This is a genomic window from Roseateles sp. SL47 (genome assembly GCF_026625885.1).
Lineage (GTDB): Bacteria > Pseudomonadota > Gammaproteobacteria > Burkholderiales > Burkholderiaceae_C > Roseateles.
The window spans coordinates 4,284,276-4,301,471 of sequence record NZ_CP113068.1 but is presented as its reverse complement, the minus strand read 5'-3'; the positions used below and the strand labels follow the sequence as shown (position 1 = coordinate 4,301,471).

The window sequence follows — 17,196 nt, the reverse complement described above, 5'->3', positions numbered from 1 at the left end:
TAAAATCAAGGCATTATGAGGACTTCTTGGTTCTTTGGTTGAGGATCGATGAACACCGCAGACCGCTTTGAGGAATACCTGGAGCATTTGGCCTCGGGCCTTGGACACGCCGACCGCCACGAGGGGCTTCGTGGCTATTGCACGGGACTGATGTTGCCGCTGGCTCGCAAGAGCGTTGAGCCCATGGCCGCTCGTGTGGACCCGGTTCATGCCAGTGCGCGACATCAGTCGCTGCATCACTTCGTGGCGAAGGCTGAGTGGTCCGACGAGCAAATGCTTCGTCGCGTCTGCCAGTGGGTCGTGCCCAAGATGGACTTCAGCGAAGGTGGCTGGTGGATCATCGACGACACAGGATTTCCGAAGAAGGGGCGCCATTCGGTAGGCGTCGCTCGCCAGTATTGCGGGGTCCTGGGCAAGCAAGACAACTGCCAAGTGGCGGTCAGCGTCTCGCTGTCGTGCAGTCAGGGCAGCCTGCCGGTGGCATGGCAGCTCTATTTGCCCAAGGACTGGATTGCCGACGATGAGCGCCGGCGCAAGGCAGGGGTTCCTGAGGCCATGCGTTTCGCAACCAAGACCGAGATCGCGCTGCAACAGTTGCGGCGCTTGCTTGCTGAGGGCGCGCCGAAGCACTGCGTTCTGGCCGATGCCGGATATGGCGTGGACACCGAATTCCGCCGAGCGTTGACCGAGATGGGGCTTGAGTACGTAGTCGGCGTGACCTCCGCAGTCGTGGTGTGGCCACCCGGCGTTGAGCCGTTGCCGCCCGCACCCTACAGCGGTAACGGCCGCCCGCCTGTGATGCCTCGACGCACGCCAGAGTTGCAGCCCCTGAGCGTCAAATCGTTGGCGATGTCTCTGCCCGCCTCGGCCTTTCAAACGATCAGCTGGCGCGAGGGCACGAATCACACGCTCAGCGATCGCTTCGCGGCGGTGCGCGTGCGTCACGCTGGCGGGAACTCCGGCAAAGCACGGCTTCGTGCGCAACAGTGGTTGCTGATCGAGTGGCCGCATGGGCAAGCCGAGCCGACCAAGTATTTCCTGTCTACGCTGCCAGCAACGACGTCGCTCAACGAGCTTGTCAGCGCCGCCCACCAGCGCTGGCGCATTGAACGCGACTATCAAGACCTGAAGCAGGACTTCGGTCTTGATCACTACGAAGGTCGCGGCTGGCGCGGCTTTCACCATCACGCCGCCCTGTGCATCGCGGCATATGGGTTTCTGATGGCCGAACGACTGACTGCCGAGAAGCCAATCGGCGGCAAAAAAAACTTCGCAATCCGCGCGTTGCCTGACCTTCCCAAAGATTACGTCCCGAGGGGTAGCCCAGCGCGCTCAGCGTCACGTACCGACCTCAATCACGTCTCTGCGTCACCTGCTGAGCTATGAGCTGAACCTTCGTCTCGGCCCATGTACGTGCTGCGGCCGAACGTCACCATTGTTATGACACAGTAAGACTACGGTGTCTCGCAGGACCTGCTGATCTCCGACCTCACGCACGAGGCCGGGGACATCTTCACCGCCGGCTACCGCCTCAGCCAGGCGGAGAACTTCTGGCCCGCCGGCACCGTGTTCGTCACCGTGGTGGACCCGGGCGTGGGCACCCCGCGCCGCTCCATCGTGCTCAAGACCCGCACCGGCCACTACTTCGTGGGGCCGGAGAACGGCCTGCTGACCCTGGTGGCCGAGCGCGACGGCATCGCGGGGCTGCGGGAGATTGATGAACGCGTCAATCGGCGGCCGGGTTCGGGGGAATCGCACACCTTCCATGGCCGGGATGTCTACGGCTACACGGGTGCCCGCCTGGCGGCCGGCCGGATCAGCTTCGAGCAGGTCGGCCCCTCGCTGCCGCCGGACTCGCTGGTGAAGCTTGCCTACCGTCAGCCCACACGCGAGGGCGACCGGGTGACCGGCCTCATCCCGGTGCTGGACATCCAGTTCGGCAATGTCTGGTCCAACATCCCGAAGGCGCTTTTCGACCAGTTGGGGGTGGCCACGGGGGAGCGGGTCCATGTGCGCATCTTCCGGGGCGATACGTTGGTCGATGAGCTGGAGGCCCCGTATGCGCGCACCTTCGGCCAGGTGCCGGTCGGTCAGCCGCTGGTGTATGTGAACAGCCTGATGAACCTGTCGCTGGCCTTGAATCAGGGCAGCTTCGCGGCCGCCCACAACATCGGTTTCGGGCTGGACTGGCGCATCGAGATCCAGCGCCTGCCCAAGCCCTGACAGGCGTTTGCGAAGCGGTGTCCGGGAATGCGAAGTTGCATATCCCCACAGGGGGTGCGATGCCTTGCGCCGCGGACCGCACCCGGGAAGGATGCGCCTGCCCTTTGTGTCCATGTCAACGAGGACCGACCATGAAGCTGTTCCACATGAGCCTCTTGGCCCTGAGCGTGGCCGTGCCGCTGGTGGCGGCCGCGCGTCCCCCGGTGCCCACCGTGCCTGCCTGGCCGGTGATTCCCTCGGGACCGAACGTGCGCTTCTTCACCGAGACCCTGGGCGAGAAGCCGCAGCCGTTGTCGCCCTCGCTGCGCACGCCGATCCTGGCGGTGATCGCCGAAGGGGATCTGGTCACGGTGCTCTACCCACGGGTGGTGCGCACCGAACAGGGGGCCTACACGACCACCTGGTACGACACCTGGCGGATCGTCGGCGGCAAGGCGGATGAGCACTGGGATCCGGCCCTCAAGGGTGAATCGCCCGTGCTCGGGACGCCCTGACCAATCCCCGGGCGCTGACCCAACCCGGGCGCCCGCTGGATTTGACTCCTTTCTCCCCACCGGTACCGCCCATGCCATTTCTAGATCTCGACGGCCATCCTCTCCACTACCAGGACCACGGCACCGGCTTCCCGGTCCTGCTGGGCCACAGCTATCTCTGGGACTCCCATATGTGGGCCCCGCAGATCGAGGCGCTGTCCCGGACCCACCGCGTCATCGCGCCCGACCTGTGGGGGCACGGCCAGTCCGGTGCGTTGCCCGAGGCCACCTGCACGCCAGAGGATCTCGCCGGGCAGATGAGCCGGCTGCTGGATGCGCTGGGCATCCGGGAATGCGCGGTGGTGGGCCTGTCGGTCGGTGGCATGTGGGGGGCGGCGCTGGCCTTGAACGAACCCGACCGGGTGCGCTCGCTGGTGCTGATGGACACCTATCTGGGTGCCGAGCCGGAGGCCACACGGGTACGCTACTTCCAGATGCTCGACACGGTCGAGGTGCTGGGCAAGTTTCCGCCGCCGTTGCTGGATGCCGTGGTGCCGCTGTTCTTCCGGCGTGGCGCCGATCCGGATGGCCCGCTGCCCATGGCCTTCCGGCGTGCACTGGAAGGCTTCTCCGCTGAGCGTCTGCGCAACTCCGTGGTGCCCCTGGGCCACGTGATCTTCGGCCGGCCGGATGCCTTGGAGCGCCTGGCGCAGCTCGACCCCGAACGTGTGCTGCTGATGTGCGGCGACTCGGATATCCCCCGTCCACCGGAGGAGACCGCACGCATGGCCGAGGTGATCGGCTGCGAGCAGGTGATCGTGCCGGGGGCGGGGCATATCTCGAATCTGGAGAATGCCGCCTTCGTGACGGAGGTGCTGGCGCAGTGGCTGATGAAATGCCTGGAGCGGCGGACCTAGCCCAGCCGGTCGGGAATCTCACACCGTTCATCTGCCATTCATCAAGGCTTCATCCGCGATTCATCGTCCAAGGCGGATCGGTTCATCTGCGCTTTCCAGAATTTGTCCTGCACCGACGCACACCAGCGCCGATGTGGCGCCCTCCGGGGTGTCTGCTCAACATCTTCCAGGAATTCATCAGCATGACCGTTTCCGTCCGCTCCCGCGTTTCCTCCGTTCACGCCACGCTGCGCCGGGGCGCCGTGGGTGGAGCCGTCGCTGCGCTGGCGCTGGCCGCCGCACCGGTCCTGGCGCAGGACCGTGCCGCTGGTACGGCCACCTGCGCCGCCGCGAGCCAGGCCCAGGTGGCCGCGCTGTTCGACCGCTGGAACGCCTCGCTGGCCACGCTCGATCCTGACAGGGTCACGGCCAACTACACCACCGACGCCGTCCTGCTGCCGACCGTGACCAACGAGCCGCGTACCACGCCTGCCGAGATCCGGGACTACTTCGTGAAGTTCCTGAAGAACGCGCCGCAGGGCACGATCGACAAGCGGACCATCAAGATCGGATGCAACGAGGCCCGCGATGTCGGCACCTATACCTTCCGCTTCAGGGATGGCTCCAAGGTGCAGGCGCGCTACACGTTCGACTACGAATGGGTGAACGGCCAATGGCTGATCGCCCACCACCATTCCTCAGCCATGCCTGAACGGCGCTGATCCCTTGCCCACCAGGCGGTGATCACCCCCCGCAGCCCTCGCTCCAGCCTTCGCGCATGGACGAGGGCTGCTTGATTTCCAGGGGTATCCGGCTTCTTCTGGCCTGTGGGTGGCCTGAAGGTGGCCTGAAGGTGGCCTGACGCCAGTCCCGTGCCTGGCCGGCTGTCTCACGGCGCTGTCATCGCCGCCGGTTGTCATTGACGACATGGTTTTCGAAACATCGTGAAGAAAGTCTTACTTCTGCGTACAAGCCCTAAGTAAAGCGCATAACCCGAAACCGTGAATTCCGGCACGAATGCAAGGAGAGGCGCCCTGATCGAGGCGCGAAGCAGTGGAGGTCCTGATGCAGATGTCTTTGGCGGTAAGCATGGCCCGGTGTGGCCTGAACGAGCCCGATGCGGCCATGTTGGTCTTCGCCGGCCGTGTGGAGGAAGCCTTGCGCGTGGCAACGCTACGCACGGCACGTCCCGGCGGCGCGGACGCGATGTCGTTGTCGCTGCTGGCGCAGATGATCGGACGCATGCTGCTGGCGCTGGGAAGGGAGCAGGAGGCGCAGGAGCACTTCCAGGCCGCACTGCGGCTGCATGACCAGGTCTCGCGGGAATGGGTGCGCTGGAGTTCCAATCTGGACCAGGGCTGGACCTTCCTGTGCATGGACCGTCCCGGCCGCGCCATCGAGTGCTTCCGCGCCGTGGTGGAGGACGCCGAGTCGCCGGTGGAGATGGCCGTGGAGGCGATGCATGGCGCCGCTGATGCGTTGATGGCGCTGGGCGAGTGCCAGCGGGCCCTGAACCTGCTGGACAGCTCGGTGGACCAGTGCGCCGCCGCAGGGCTGGAAGAGATGTGCGCGCTGGCGGAGTGTCACCGCATGGAACTGATGGCGCTGCAGATCGCGCGACGCGCCGCCGAACTGTCGGACCACGCGCTGTCGCCAGGCTTCCGCGACAGCCTGCCTGGCGCCCCCGCGCCCGCGGACCTGCGCCGTGAACTCGCCGAGCGCGAACACCTCATGCGGGACAAGCCGCTGGTAGCGCAACGCCTGCAGCATCTGCAGTTGACGCTGACCTGCGTCTCGGACCAGGCGAGCGCCGTGGAACGTTTTGCCGAGTGCCTGGTCTGGCTCAAGGAACGCCGCCTGGCCGGACTGGAAATGAATGCCCGTGTGCAGACGGCCATCGCGCTGCTGGCGCGTGGCAATGGTCGCGCGGCGCGTGAATCGCTGGCCATGCTGGGGCGCGACGAACCGCGCGCGGGTGCCGGCAAGTATTCGATGGATGTGCAGTACTGCCTCTCCAAGCTGTACCTGCTGCAAGGGCAGGTGAGCGACGCGATGCGCGCCTACAAGCAGCATGTGGAAGAGGCCGTCTACATGATCAAGCGCGACCTGGCACAGGCGCATCGCATTGATGCCCATGCGCGCGCCACCACGGCGCCGGCAGGTGGGGATGCGGCACGGCTGCGATTGCCGCTGAAGTACCGCGGCGCGTATCAGTTCGTGCTGGACCATCTGGGCGACCCGGGCCTGTCGGTGCGCATGGTGGCGGCCAAGGCCGGTGTCACCGAGCGTTCGCTGCAGATGGCCTTCCGGGCGCACCTGGGCATGACCCCGGCTGAATTCATCCGCCGCCGCCGCATGGAGCGCATCCGCGATGAACTGCAGGCCGCCGGCGCGAACGGCGCGCGGGTGAACGTGCAGGAGGTGGCGGCACGCTGGGGCGTGAGCAACCGCTCGACCCTGGCGCACAACTACCGACAGGTCTATACCGAGAGCCCGACGCAGACGCTGCAGGGGCTGCCACGGCAGTCGTCATGACTGGGCGGGCACACCGGACGAGGATCTCGAACCTGGCGATCAGCCCAGCGGATAGGCCGTAAGGCATGAACCGATCCCGCTCTGTACATCCGCGTCTGATGGCATGCCGACCAGGACTCGTGGTGTCTCATGGACGCATCACCCCAATTGGGGGATGCGGATTCGGCTTGAATGAAAGAATGACGTTGGTATCGATTGCAATGGACTGTCCAGCCGCTGGCCGCACGGGACGTGCGGCATTCGTTGCGATGGCGTTCCCCATGCGAAACCCCGATGGCGAGTGGCACGGTGCACGATAGGCTGTACGATCCGGGCGCCTGAGAAGACCGACGCCAACAAGCGGCCACCGAGCGCACAAAGCGGATGAAAAACGTGGCGCCATCGGGAAACGGGACACTGCCAACCTGTACGCGTCATTAAGATCACAGGTGTCGCCATTGGGGCACCTCTGTACAACCTTTCGCAGCCGATGTACTCCAGCTCGCGGACGTTCCGTGGCGGAGCCCCAGGTGCCGCGACCTGACGCGCCGACCACTGTCGCGACCATGGGACCACACAACGATTCGAACGATGCCAAGGCCTTCTTTCTCGAGGTGGCCGAACTGCTGGACCTGCCCGCCAACGAACGTCGCCGTCTGGGCGCCGGTGTGCCTTTCACCGGCCCGGGCGACCTGATCTGCCGTTTCCAGCTGGTGAGGCTGGAGGGACGGCTGCATGCGCGGCCGGAAGTGATCCTGCCACTGGTGGAATCGGACATCCGCCGCATCGATGCCAATCAATTGCTGGCCGTGCAGCAGGTTCTGCTGGCGGAGATGCAATGGGTGCTGGGCCATTCGGCGGAAGGGCTGCTGCAGGCCTGTCCATCGGCCTGGGTCACCAGCCCGGAAGAGGCGGCCCGGCAGCTGGATCTCGGCGTGTCCCTGGCGGACCTGGCGCTGGAACTGCTGGGGCCCGCGCCGCAGGCCCCCAAGGCCGGCCCGACCACGCAGTGATGGCGGCCGCGCCGTCTCACTATCGCTGAACACTGCGGCACCACGGTCGGCTCATCACGATCGTTCGCAAATCCCTGACGTTCATTCGCATTGGCCCCACTGGCCAAGGCGCCGATTCCTATCCTGCATGGGCGGGAAACGAGGCTGAGCATCGCCCCGCATGTCCCAACCTCAGGAAAGACGGAGAACGTCATGGCAAATGGAAGTGACTTCAGTGTCGGCGGTGTCGGCGGCGTGGGAGGCGGCGGTGCCACCTCGCTGTATGGCGCCGGCGGCGGATACGGAAGCTATGGCGCCGATGGCGCCAGCGGAGCCGGCGGCGCCGGTGATGTGAGCGGCGCAGGCGGCGCTGGTGGCCAGCAGCAGATGCAGCAGATGATGAAGCTGCTGCAGATGCTGCTGATGATGCTGATGCAACAGCAACAGCAACAGCAGCAGCAGGATCAGCAAGGCAGCGGCTCCGGCAACAGCGGCAGCGGCGGCAACAACAGTGGTTCACCCTCGCAAGGGTCGCAGGGCTCGCAAGGCAATCAGGGCAACCAGGCCCTGGGCAAGTTCCTGGAGGACCTGGGCCGCACCATGCAAGGCAAGGGCCCCGCCACCGACAGCGGCACCGGTACCGGCTCGGGCAGTGGCTTCGGCAACGACGCGATGAATGCCTTCACTTCGGGCTTCAACGACGGCTTCAGCGGTGGTGGTTCGGGTGGCGGCGGCTTCGGCGGCGGCAGCGTCAACCAGAACGGCTTCTGAAGCGGGACCATGCGAGCACGGCCCGCATGGTCCAGGCCGGCGAAACGCGCCGGCCTTAGCGCCCTTTGGGGAGTTCCCTCGTCCACAGGGCTGTGCAGCCGCCTGACCGGCCGCCTGACGGGCCGCCACGGTGGGTATCTCTGCGCAGGTCTGCGGGTGGTGATACTGGCGCTGCTGGTGGTCACGCCCGCCGTGGCGGCGCCTGTGCTGCAGCGCTGCGAGTTCAGCGACGGACAGGTTCGTACGCTGATGATCGACCCTGGCGCCTTTCCGATGAGCCTGGCGCGCTGCTCGCCGGTGCCGGTGGCAGGCGGCGCCGGCCGTGACCCGCGGTGGCCGCCAACCCGACGCTGGCCGGCACCGCGCCCGCCACCAACACGACCACCAATACGACCATGGCCGGCGCGCCGGTCATGGTGATCGAGGCGGCGGGGTTGGCGGGGCGGTCCATGGGCCAGCGGTCGCGGCTCGCCGACACGGCCGCCGGCGGCGGCGAGAGTGGTCCTCGGCCTTTCTCCGATCTTGTGCATGCCGCCAGCCGGCGCTACAGCCTGGATGCGCAGCTGCTGCACGCCATCATCCGTGTCGAATCCAATGGCAACCCCCGCGCGCGCTCGAAGGCGGGCGCGTTGGGTCTGATGCAGGTGATGCCGGGCACCGGTGCGCGGTATGGCGTGAAGAACCCCTCGGAGCTGATGCAGCCTGAGGTGAACATTGACGTCGGCGCACGTTACCTGAGCGACCTCAGCCGTATGTTCGGCGACCGCCTGGACCTGGTGGTCGCGGCCTACAACGCTGGGGAGGGCGCGGTGATGCGTTATGGCATGGCCATTCCGCCGTATGCCGAGACCCAGGACTATGTGCAGCGCGTGATGGGGCGGCTGGATGGGGGCGCCCGGTAACCGTCGGGAGACGGTCCGGGCGCGCGCTCACGTTCCCCGCCACAAGCCCCATGACCCCGTGCATACCGATGCCGCGGGGGCTCGTGGGGGAGCTGGACGTTCAGTGCGACGGACGTGGCAGCGACGGCAGCGCAGCCGCCTGGCCGTCCGCGCCCTCTTCATCGGTCAGCATCGTCAGCACGATGCGGCCGACAGCGCTCCCCAGGTCGAGCTCCCTGGCCACCTCCTGCGCCTCACGTGTCCAGCGCAGCGGCGAGAGCTGCAGCAGCCCTTCGGACGATTCGCCCAGCAGCCATCCCAGCTGCGAGAGCAGCGTGCGCTGCAGCGACAGCACCCGGGGCACGGTGAGGCGGCCGATCTCCTCGTTGTCCAGCGGCAGGACCACCTGCGGCCGGGCCACGAGTTGGCTGCCGTCCTGCTGGGTCTCGATGCGGCAGATCATGCCGTCCGGACCGCTGAAGGGCTGGCGCGGGCTGAGCCCGGCCAGGTTGTCCCGGTCCAGCCCCAGGAGCATCGAGAGCTCGCCAAAGAAGTGCTCCACCTTGCCGCCACGGCTCAGGGGCGCCTCGGTCATGTCCATCCGTGATTCCGGATCGCCCGTCTCCGGCTGCGGGTTGATACCGTCTCCGCTATCCACCTTCATGTTGTGTGCCTCGCTATTCGTCATCGGAAGCCTGGTCGCCGCCACCGCCCAGCCCGGTCGATCCGACCAGGCCGGACAGCACCTGCGAATCCAGCGCCTGGGCTTGTGCCCGTGCCTGCGCTTGCGCCTGTTCCCGCGCCTGCCGGGCTTGCTGAACCTGTTGCAGCTGTTCCGTGGTCATGGGGCTGTAGCAGTTCCCGTCACCGGCACTCGTCAGGGCGCCCTCCGGGGATGGCCCCGCCTGCATCAGCGCCTGGAAGCGTGAGGCGGGTGAGTCGGGTGAGTCGGGCGTGGCTGCCGCGCCGGACGTGCATCCGGACGCGAGGCTGGTGGCGTGAGGCAGCAGACCGGGCACGGCATGCAGCGTTGGAATCATCCGGGTCTCCTTCGACACGATCGGTTGCCAGCGTAGTCGTCCCGGGGGTTGACACCCCTGCGCTTCCGAAAAACCGGCGGGAAACCCGAAATCCCGAAGGGTCAGGCCCGTATCCATTGATAGTGGCCGGCGGCCACGCCGTAGAACATCTCGTCGCTGGAGTTGAGCAGGGTGTCGCGCCAGTAGCTGCCGTGGCTGAAGTAATGCTGTAGCGTCTCGGCCAGCCAGGGGCCGTCCACGCCGGCGGTCATGGGCACCCGCACGATCAGGTGGACGCTGCCGGAGTCCGCATCCATGCCCAGCTGCGCCTGGTCCTGCGCATAGACCGTCAGGTTGGCCTCCAGCATCAGCCGGAAGATGCGCAGGCTGCGCCCGGCCAGCACCACGCCGAAATTGAAGTTGAGGTACATGGCCTCCGGATCGCTGTCGTAGTTGGCCACGACGATCTCGAAGCCCTGGATGGACAGGTAGCCGCTGCGCAGCACGCCTTCGGCGTCCGGCAGGTTGAGGACCTGGCACAGATCGCGTACCAGCCCTTCGAAGCGCTGGTAGCTCACGGCTGGCCGCTGGCGGGCGCGTTGTTGATCGGCCCGGTGATGCCACCTGCCGTGCCGTCCCGGGGCCTGGCCCCGTGATCGTGAAGACCACCTTCCGCCATGCCGGAGATCGCGTTCAGCGTGGCGCTCGCGGCCGGGCTGGGGCCGGGCGTCTGGCCCTGGGTGGCCAGCGCCAGCCCGGCCCGGATCAGCGCCGTGCGGTCGGCCGCGATGCGCCGATGAAGCGGTGGCCGTGGCCGGTGGGCATTGAGCACCACCAGCGGCAGCAGCGCGAAACGCATGCCGTCCCCCCCCTGGTGGTGCGCGCTGGCGGTGTCCACGCCCGCGAGCATCTGTGCCCGGCGGGCTGCTTCCATGCGGGCGATGAGCAGCGCCTTCACATCGGCCAGGCTGAAGGGTTGGGGCCGCCCGGCCTCGTCGTCTCCAGGCGGCGGCTCGCGATCGCCGACGCCCGCCTCCGTGGCGGCCTGCATCGCCACCAGCTGCAGCGCGGCCAGCGGGGTGCCGCTGCGCCGCAGCTCGTGGGCGAGGGTGGTGGTGGCCAGCAGGAAGTCGACCAGGGCGATGTGGCGCTGGGTGGGGTCGCCGTCCTCGATGCAGGCCAGGAACTGGTCCAGCGTCTCCTGCACCCCGGGGGCGAAGCCGCCGAAGCGACCGGAACGGGGTCCCGGCCGCCGCTCCGGGGCGGTGGGCCCGTGGCGCGCGCGGGGGACCTCATCCCCGGACGATCCGCGCCAATGAGCGTCGCCGCCGATCTTCATGGTTGAAACGCCAGCGACAGCGCCTTGTCGGCGAACTGCAGCATGGTGGTGCCCGCCCAGGGGATGGCGATCAGCACCACGATGGTGACCGCCAGCAGCTTGATGCCCTGCGAGATGCTGGAATCCTGCAGCGAGGTGATGGCCGAGACAAAGGCCACCAGCAGGCCGATGATGGAGGCGGTCAGCACTGCGGGCAAGGACAGCAGCAGGCACATGCGCAGCGCCTCGGAGGCGAGCTCGAGCACGGCGTCATAACCCATGGGGTGCTCCTTGTAGTGAGGGCATGGACAAGGGGTTCATCAACAGGCTCATCAACAGGCTCACCGATAGGTCAGCACCAGCCCATGCACCAGGCGGGCCCAGCCATCCAGCGCCACGAACAGCAGCAGCTTGAACGGAATCGCCACGTTGGTGGGCGTGACCTGGGAAAGGCCCATGGACAGCAGGATGTTGGCGATCACCAGGTCGACCACGGTGAAGGCCAGGAAGATCAGGAAACCGATCTTGAACGCCGCCGTCAGCTCGGTGAGCAGGAAGGCGGGGGCGAGCACCAGCAGGTCGTCCTTGGAGAGCTTGTCGGCGCGCTCCTTGGGCCAGATCGCCAGCGCGGACTTCACGAAGAAGGCCTTTTCCCGTTCGTCGGCGTGCCGCTGCAGGAAGCGGCGGAAGGGCTCCAGCGCCGCGCCGCCCGCGTTGAGCATCTGCTGGGAGGCGGTGTAGTCCGGCCGGGGCTCGATGTTGCGGATGCGATCGCTCGCCTCCATGGCGATGGGCGCCATGATGTAGCAGCTCAGGATGATGGCCACGCCGTTGATCACGGTGCTGGGCGGCACCTGCTGCACCCCCAGCGCGTTGCGCAGCAGCGTGAGCACGATGACGATCTTGCTGTAGCTGGTGATGACCATCGCGGCGAAGGGCACGATGCCCATCGCCATGAGCACCAGCAGCAGAGAGATCGGGTCAGCGATCAGCGGCTGCATCACGCGCCCAGGCCATGCGGTCGATCCGGACGCCGAGGTGGTCCCCAACCACCACCAGCTGGCCGCTGCCCACGCGGCGGCCCTGGCACATCAGCTGGACCACGGCCTGGTCCACCGGCACGTCCAGGGCCACCACCTGGCCCGGGCCCAGGGCGGCGATCTCCTCCAGCGGCAGGCTGGCGGTCTGGAGCTCGAACTGCACGGGCAGCTCGATCTCAGGCAGGGTGCCCGGCAGGGCACTGTCCATGGGGGTGTCCATCGGGGGATGCTCCTCGGCCCTCGCGGGGGCGGTTTCCAGGGTCAATGTCAGGGCCTGCCGTTGGTGGGCCGGGCTCACGAGCGCGTCTCCCATCGACAGCCGCGCGGTGGCTCGCCAGGCACGGCCGGCGCCGATGCGCCAGCGCAGCGTCAGCGGAGGTTGCTCCAGCAGGAAAACGTCGCCGCGAGCCACGGTGGCCCACTGGTGGGCGCTCAGCGTGCGTTCCCCCAGCTGCGCGACCCCCGTCAGCTGCCAGGCGCGCAGTTCGGCCGGCACAGCCACGGGACGTTCCCGCATCTCTTCGGCCGCGAACAGGCTGAAGGCCGGGTCCATCTCCAGCAGTTCGACCTCGTGGTCATCGATGCGCACCGTGGCCACACTCGTGGTGGGTGGACGGGACGCGTCGCTGGAGACCAGCGAGCGCACCTCCAGCCCCACGTCCTGGAAGCCCCGGGCGCGCGAGGCGCGGTCGATCATTTCGCCTGCCAACGCGCAGGCCAGTGCCTGCTGGTGCGGCTTGCGAGCCAGCCGGTCCAGCAGTGCCCAGGCGGTGCAGCGGCGTGGGTCCAGCTCCACCACCACGTCACCCGCCAGTGAAGACAACGCCACGCGCAGCCCCGGCGGCAGCCCCTGGCGACGGCCGATGCGCACGGTGGCATTGCCCAGATAACGCGACAGCAGGGCGGGGCAGCGGGGGTCGAAGGCGACCCGGGCCGCCGCAGCCGCCGCCAGGGGCAGCGAGGGCAAGGCCAGCCGCAGGTCCGGCAGCGCGTCATGGAGCACGGGCAGGTGTTCCGGCATGGCGGGCGGGGCGCGGCGCGGCTGTGTGGCGGCCGGTGGAGACAAGAGGGCAGCGTTCATTCGAAATCGATGTCGACCTGGTCTTTCATGTCCAGCGACTGCTCCAGGGAACTGCGCAGCGCCGGCGTATGGTCGGAAATTAAGCGGACGCTGTCGGCCGACTGCGTGGAGAAACGAAGCCTGATCCAACTCTGCGAAGCCTGGATGCGAAGCCGTGTATCCGGAAGCGCGTGGGCATCGAGGTTCAGCGTGGCGCTCCAGTGCTGGGAGATGGACGCGCCACGGGTGCACAACCCCTGCAGCTGCCGGGCCAGCTGGTCCAGCGCATCCCCGGCGGCCTGGTGCCGGTCCAGGATGTCGGAAGCCGCCTGGACCGCCGGGGTGCCGCCCAGGTCCGCCGCATCAGAGAGGCGTCCTCTGCCGGCGCCACGGCCGTCCGCGCCAGCGACCTGGCCGATGGCGGCGATGCCGCGACGGCTTTTGATGTCGGCCGCGGCGTCCACGCCGCCGTCGTGCGAGGCGTGGCGGTCGCCGGCGCCGGGGCCTGGCCGGCTGGCGTTCCCCGGCAGGCGGGCCTGCGGTCCGGTGGGGAGCGGAGTGTCCGGGGTGAGCCGCGCGCTGTCCGGCGCGGGCGCCCGCCAGGCGGCATCGGCACTGGGGCCGGCCGCGTCGGCATCGGGGAAGGGCGTTCGCCCGCTGCGTTCGGTGCGGGGCTGCAGGCGCAGCACCTGGCGGAACAACTGCGCGATCAGCGCCGTCGCGCCGGTACCGCCCGGCGTGTCCGTCGTGGTGCCCGATTCCGGCAGGCGGTTGATGTCACGGTTCATGCGGTTCCGCTCCTTATACCGCCACCCGGCCGATGGGCCGCAGTTCGATGGTGTTGCCCAGCTCCTGGAACGAATAGACGCGTAACCAGGACAGGCGGGCCTCGATCATCTTGCGCACATAGCGGCGGATGTCCATGGAGGTGACCACGGCCACGCCCTTGCGCGCCTGGTCCCCGGCGATCTGCGCGATCTGGTCGGCCAGCATCGCCGAGGCCTCCGGCGCGATCGCCAGATAGTTGCCCGCCGGTGTGGACTTGATGGACTGGCGGATCATCTGCTCGGCATCCGGTTCCATCAGGATGGCCTGCACCACCGTGCCCCCGCCAGCGGCCTCGTAGGCCAGGTAGCGGCCCAGGTCCGCTCGGATGTATTCGGTCAGCAGCAGCATGTCCTTCTCCTTCGGGCCCCAGGCGATCAGGCCTTCCAGGATGGTGCGCACATTGCGCACCGGCACCTGCTCCTCCAGCAGCCGGCGCAGCACCTCCGCGATGCGCTGGGCCGGCAGGATCTTCTGCACCTCGGCCACCAGGCCAGGGTATTCGGCGGAGACCCGTTCCATGACCCACTGCACCTCCTGAACCCCCATGAACATGTGGGCATGCTGGCGCAGCGCGCCGGTGACGTGGCGGGCGATGACGTTCTCGATGGTGAGCACCGTGCGGCGTTCCGCCTCCGGCAGCGGGCCTTCCTTGAGCCACAGCGACTCGGGCTGGTCCAGCACGGGGCCATGGCGCTCCGCGCGCTCGGCCAGCGGCGACGCGGGGTCGGTGAGCAGCATCATGCGGCCGGGCAGCTTGACCTCGCGGGTGGGAACGTCGTTGAGCAGCACGTCGAATTCGAGGGCCTCGAGGTTGTTGGTGACCCACATCGCCACGCCGGGGAAGGGCAGCCCCAGCTCTTCCTGCAGGCGCTGCCGTTCGGTGGTGATGGCCTCGTCCAGCGCATCCGCCTCCAGCAGCATGCCCAGCTGGCGGGACATGCGCACCGCCAGCGGTTTGGCGAACAGGGGGGGCTCCTGCCGGATGGAGGGCGGCTCGCCCTTGGCGCCATCGCGCTGCAAGGCGCTGATGGGTTTGGAGATGGCCACCTGTTCCTGCTTGCGGCGCCGCTTGTCCAGCGCCCACCCGGCCGCGCCCAGCCCGATCGCGATGCCCAGGAACTGCAGCACCGGGAAGCCCGGCACGGCGGCGAAGGCCAGCACCAGCGCGCCGGCCAGATACATGGCGCGCGCGTTGCCGGTGATCTGGGCCCCCACCTCCTGACCCAGGGAGCGGGGTTTCTTTTCGCCATCGTCGGCCACGCGGGTGATCAGCACACCGGCGGCCACGCAGATGAAGAGCGAGGCGATCTGCGAGACCATCGCATCGCCGATGGACAGCACCGCGAATCGGTTGGCCGCCTCGCCGGCGGTCATGCCGTGGTACATCACGCCGACGATGATGCCGGCCACCAGGTTCACCAGCGTGATGATCAGCCCGGCGATGGTGTCGCCCTTGACGAACTTCATCGCACCGTCCATGCCGCCGTGCATCTGGCTTTCCATCGCCAGCAGCGCGCGTTTCTTGCGGGCCTCCTCGCCGGTGAGCAGGCCGGCGCGCAGGTCGGCGTCGATGCTCATCTGCTTGCCCGGCATCGCGTCCAGCGTGAAACGCGCGCCCACTTCGGCCACCCGCTCCGAGCCCTTGGAGATCACGATGAACTGCACGATGGTGATGATCAGGAAGATCACGATGCCCACCACCAGGTTGCCGCCCACCACCAGTTCACCAAAGGTCTCGATCACATGGCCCGCATCGGCGTGCAGCAGGATGGACTTGGTGGAGGCGATGTTCAGCGAGAGACGGAACAGGGTGGTGAACAGCAGCAGCGACGGGAAGGTCGATAGCGCGATGGCGTTCGGGATGAACAGCGTCGTCATCAGCAGCAGCACGCTGATGGAGATGTTGACCGCCAGCAGCGAGTCGATCGCGAAGGTGGGCAGCGGCAGGATCATCAGGCTGACGATCGCCACCACCAGCCCGGCCATCGCCAGGTCATTGCCGATGCCGGCACCAAGTTTGATGGCCATGGTTTACATGCCTCCGCCAGGTTGCCGGGGCGCGGGGCCGCCACCGGCGGCCTTGACCATCGCCACCCAGCGCAGGATGGCGGCCACCGCTTCGAACATGCGCTCCGGAATCGGTTCCTGCAGCGGCAGCGTGTAGAGCGCGCGAGCCAGTGGCGGATCTGCCATCAGCGGCACGCCGTGCTCCTCGGCCAGGCGGCGGATCACGGCTGCTTCCTCGTCCACGCCCTTGGCCACGATGATGGGCACGGGCGTGTCGCCAGGGGCGTAACGCAGCGCCACCGCGTAGTGCGTCGGGTTGGTCACCACCACCGAGGCGCCGGGCACGGTCTCCTTCGGCGCGGAGGTGGCCATCTCGCGGGCGATCTGCTTGCGCTTGCCCTTGAGCTGCGGGTCCCCTTCGGATTCCTTGTGCTCGCGCTTGACCTCGTCCTTGGACATGCGCTGGTCCTTGAGGAACTGGAACTTCTGCAGGCCGAAATCCAGCGGCCCCATCACCAGGAACAGCAGCAGACCACCGAAGATGAGGTGCAGCACCGCGTCCCAGCCCGCGGCGGCGATGGCGGCGGCCGGCAGGTAGGCCGAACTCATCAGCGCCGGCATCAGGTCCAGGATGACCTTCCACAGCACGGCCGCCATGGCCAGCGCCTTCACCACGGTCTTCACGAACTCGATGACCGACTTCATCGAGAAGATCTTCTTGAGCCCCTGCGCGGGGTTGAGCTTGTCGAACTTGGGCGAGACCGGTTCCATCGAGATGTTCAGCCCCACCTGCATCGCCGAGCCCGCGATGCCCGCCAGCATGGCGGTGAAGATGAACGGCAGCAGGCACAGGATGCCTTCGCCCACCATGGGTGCCAGCATCGGCATGAGGTCGGTCGACGCGCGGACCTGGCCCAGGTCGTCCAGCAGGCGCGACACCACCGAGAGCAGCCGGTCGGCCGTCATCGCGGCAGCGGCGGCCAGGCAGGCGGTCATCGCGCCCAGCACCATGGCCGCGGTGACGTCCTGGCTCTTGGCGTGCTGGCCTTTTCGCTTCGCGTCGCGAAGCCGCTTCTGTGTCGGTTTCTCGGTCTTTTCATCGGACATGGTCCGCCCTCCTGCGGATGTCGAGACCGAGGCCTCGTGTGACGCGGCTTCTCGATCACGCCGCGCG

Annotated in this window: 18 protein-coding genes and 1 pseudogene; 9 read left to right on the top strand and 10 right to left on the bottom strand. The window is 67.6% G+C overall.

Annotation, left to right across the window (positions count from 1 at the left end):
- The first annotated feature begins 48 nt into the window (after positions 1 to 48).
- The 9 genes and pseudogenes from OU995_RS18790 to OU995_RS18750 all read left to right on the top strand — a co-directional run bounded on the left by OU995_RS18790 (position 49) and on the right by OU995_RS18750 (position 8,771).
- Positions 49 to 1,386, top strand: coding sequence for an IS701 family transposase (locus tag OU995_RS18790; protein WP_267831554.1), 1,338 nt, complete (start codon positions 49 to 51; stop codon positions 1,384 to 1,386).
- A gap of 87 nt (positions 1,387 to 1,473) precedes the next feature.
- A complete protein-coding gene (locus OU995_RS18785; RefSeq protein WP_324288762.1) occupies positions 1,474 to 2,223 on the top strand; it encodes an SAM hydrolase/SAM-dependent halogenase family protein in 750 nt (249 codons plus the stop codon).
- Positions 2,224 to 2,471: 248 nt separating this feature from the next.
- Positions 2,472 to 2,717: pseudogene (locus OU995_RS18780) on the top strand (hypothetical protein); the annotation flags it as partial.
- 71 nt (positions 2,718 to 2,788) lie between these two features.
- Complete coding sequence (locus OU995_RS18775; RefSeq protein WP_267831551.1) at positions 2,789 to 3,613, top strand: alpha/beta fold hydrolase; 825 nt, start codon at positions 2,789 to 2,791, stop codon at positions 3,611 to 3,613.
- Between the two features lie 182 nt (positions 3,614 to 3,795).
- Positions 3,796 to 4,314, top strand: a complete 519-nt coding sequence (locus OU995_RS18770; RefSeq protein WP_267831550.1) for an SgcJ/EcaC family oxidoreductase — start codon at positions 3,796 to 3,798, stop codon at positions 4,312 to 4,314.
- Between the two features lie 343 nt (positions 4,315 to 4,657).
- Positions 4,658 to 6,127 carry a helix-turn-helix domain-containing protein gene (locus OU995_RS18765; RefSeq protein WP_267831549.1) on the top strand — a complete coding sequence of 490 codons (1,470 nt, stop codon included), beginning with the start codon at positions 4,658 to 4,660 and terminating at the stop codon, positions 6,125 to 6,127.
- Positions 6,128 to 6,672: 545 nt separating this feature from the next.
- Positions 6,673 to 7,119, top strand: a complete 447-nt coding sequence (locus OU995_RS18760; protein WP_267831548.1) for a hypothetical protein — start codon at positions 6,673 to 6,675, stop codon at positions 7,117 to 7,119.
- Between the two features lie 192 nt (positions 7,120 to 7,311).
- A complete protein-coding gene (locus OU995_RS18755) occupies positions 7,312 to 7,869 on the top strand; it encodes a hypothetical protein (protein WP_267831547.1) in 558 nt (185 codons plus the stop codon).
- 332 nt (positions 7,870 to 8,201) lie between these two features.
- The gene (locus OU995_RS18750; protein WP_267831546.1) at positions 8,202 to 8,771 is read left to right on the top strand and encodes a lytic transglycosylase domain-containing protein; all 570 of its coding nucleotides are present in this window, start codon (positions 8,202 to 8,204) and stop codon (positions 8,769 to 8,771) included.
- 100 nt (positions 8,772 to 8,871) lie between these two features.
- Here the strand turns inward: OU995_RS18750 and OU995_RS18745 are convergent, their stop codons facing one another.
- The 10 genes from OU995_RS18745 to sctU all read right to left on the bottom strand — a co-directional run bounded on the left by OU995_RS18745 (position 8,872) and on the right by sctU (position 17,129).
- Positions 8,872 to 9,438 (bottom strand): hypothetical protein, encoded by a 567-nt coding sequence (locus tag OU995_RS18745; protein ID WP_267831545.1) that lies wholly within the window; start codon positions 9,436 to 9,438, stop codon positions 8,872 to 8,874.
- Positions 9,428 to 9,790, bottom strand: a complete 363-nt coding sequence (locus OU995_RS18740; RefSeq protein ID WP_267831543.1) for a hypothetical protein — start codon at positions 9,788 to 9,790, stop codon at positions 9,428 to 9,430. The genes OU995_RS18745 and OU995_RS18740 overlap by 11 nt, the downstream gene beginning before the upstream one ends.
- Positions 9,791 to 9,891: 101 nt before the next feature.
- On the bottom strand, positions 9,892 to 10,347 hold the full coding sequence (locus OU995_RS18735; protein WP_267831542.1) for a molecular chaperone Tir: 456 nt from the start codon (positions 10,345 to 10,347) through the stop codon (positions 9,892 to 9,894).
- Positions 10,344 to 11,108 (bottom strand): hypothetical protein, encoded by a 765-nt coding sequence (locus OU995_RS18730; RefSeq protein ID WP_267831541.1) that lies wholly within the window; start codon positions 11,106 to 11,108, stop codon positions 10,344 to 10,346. Before OU995_RS18730 ends, OU995_RS18735 begins: the two co-directional genes overlap by 4 nt.
- Positions 11,105 to 11,368, bottom strand: coding sequence for a type III secretion system export apparatus subunit SctS (sctS, locus tag OU995_RS18725; protein WP_267831539.1), 264 nt, complete (start codon positions 11,366 to 11,368; stop codon positions 11,105 to 11,107). The genes OU995_RS18730 and sctS overlap by 4 nt, the downstream gene beginning before the upstream one ends.
- A gap of 60 nt (positions 11,369 to 11,428) precedes the next feature.
- Positions 11,429 to 12,088 (bottom strand): type III secretion system export apparatus subunit SctR, encoded by a 660-nt coding sequence (gene sctR / locus OU995_RS18720; RefSeq protein WP_267831537.1) that lies wholly within the window; start codon positions 12,086 to 12,088, stop codon positions 11,429 to 11,431.
- Positions 12,069 to 13,208: a type III secretion system cytoplasmic ring protein SctQ gene (gene sctQ / locus OU995_RS18715; protein ID WP_267831536.1), complete on the bottom strand. Its 1,140-nt coding sequence runs from the start codon at positions 13,206 to 13,208 to the stop codon at positions 12,069 to 12,071. Before sctQ ends, sctR begins: the two co-directional genes overlap by 20 nt.
- Positions 13,205 to 13,975 (bottom strand): type III secretion HpaP family protein, encoded by a 771-nt coding sequence (locus OU995_RS18710; protein WP_267831535.1) that lies wholly within the window; start codon positions 13,973 to 13,975, stop codon positions 13,205 to 13,207. Before OU995_RS18710 ends, sctQ begins: the two co-directional genes overlap by 4 nt.
- A gap of 13 nt (positions 13,976 to 13,988) precedes the next feature.
- Positions 13,989 to 16,043, bottom strand: a complete 2,055-nt coding sequence (sctV, locus tag OU995_RS18705) for a type III secretion system export apparatus subunit SctV (protein ID WP_267831534.1) — start codon at positions 16,041 to 16,043, stop codon at positions 13,989 to 13,991.
- A gap of 3 nt (positions 16,044 to 16,046) precedes the next feature.
- Complete coding sequence (gene sctU, locus OU995_RS18700) at positions 16,047 to 17,129, bottom strand: type III secretion system export apparatus subunit SctU (RefSeq protein ID WP_267831532.1); 1,083 nt, start codon at positions 17,127 to 17,129, stop codon at positions 16,047 to 16,049.
- Positions 17,130 to 17,196 lie beyond the last annotated feature (67 nt).

Excerpts from the sequence above, each read along its gene's own strand:
- OU995_RS18790 (WP_267831554.1), top strand. The coding sequence starts at position 49 with ATGAACACCGCAGACCGCTTTGAGGAATACCTGGAGCATTTGGCCTCG.
- OU995_RS18775 (WP_267831551.1), top strand. The coding sequence starts at position 2,789 with ATGCCATTTCTAGATCTCGACGGCCATCCTCTCCACTACCAGGACCAC.
- OU995_RS18770 (WP_267831550.1), top strand. The coding sequence starts at position 3,796 with ATGACCGTTTCCGTCCGCTCCCGCGTTTCCTCCGTTCACGCCACGCTG.
- OU995_RS18765 (WP_267831549.1), top strand. The coding sequence starts at position 4,658 with ATGCAGATGTCTTTGGCGGTAAGCATGGCCCGGTGTGGCCTGAACGAG.
- OU995_RS18760 (WP_267831548.1), top strand. The coding sequence starts at position 6,673 with ATGGGACCACACAACGATTCGAACGATGCCAAGGCCTTCTTTCTCGAG.
- OU995_RS18755 (WP_267831547.1), top strand. The coding sequence starts at position 7,312 with ATGGCAAATGGAAGTGACTTCAGTGTCGGCGGTGTCGGCGGCGTGGGA.
- OU995_RS18745 (WP_267831545.1), bottom strand. The coding sequence starts at position 9,438 with ATGACGAATAGCGAGGCACACAACATGAAGGTGGATAGCGGAGACGGT.
- OU995_RS18740 (WP_267831543.1), bottom strand. The coding sequence starts at position 9,790 with ATGATTCCAACGCTGCATGCCGTGCCCGGTCTGCTGCCTCACGCCACC.
- OU995_RS18730 (WP_267831541.1), bottom strand. The coding sequence starts at position 11,108 with ATGAAGATCGGCGGCGACGCTCATTGGCGCGGATCGTCCGGGGATGAG.
- sctS (WP_267831539.1), bottom strand. The coding sequence starts at position 11,368 with ATGGGTTATGACGCCGTGCTCGAGCTCGCCTCCGAGGCGCTGCGCATG.
- sctR (WP_267831537.1), bottom strand. The coding sequence starts at position 12,088 with ATGCAGCCGCTGATCGCTGACCCGATCTCTCTGCTGCTGGTGCTCATG.
- sctQ (WP_267831536.1), bottom strand. The coding sequence starts at position 13,208 with ATGAACGCTGCCCTCTTGTCTCCACCGGCCGCCACACAGCCGCGCCGC.
- OU995_RS18710 (WP_267831535.1), bottom strand. The coding sequence starts at position 13,975 with ATGAACCGTGACATCAACCGCCTGCCGGAATCGGGCACCACGACGGAC.
- sctV (WP_267831534.1), bottom strand. The coding sequence starts at position 16,043 with ATGGCCATCAAACTTGGTGCCGGCATCGGCAATGACCTGGCGATGGCC.
- sctU (WP_267831532.1), bottom strand. The coding sequence starts at position 17,129 with ATGTCCGATGAAAAGACCGAGAAACCGACACAGAAGCGGCTTCGCGAC.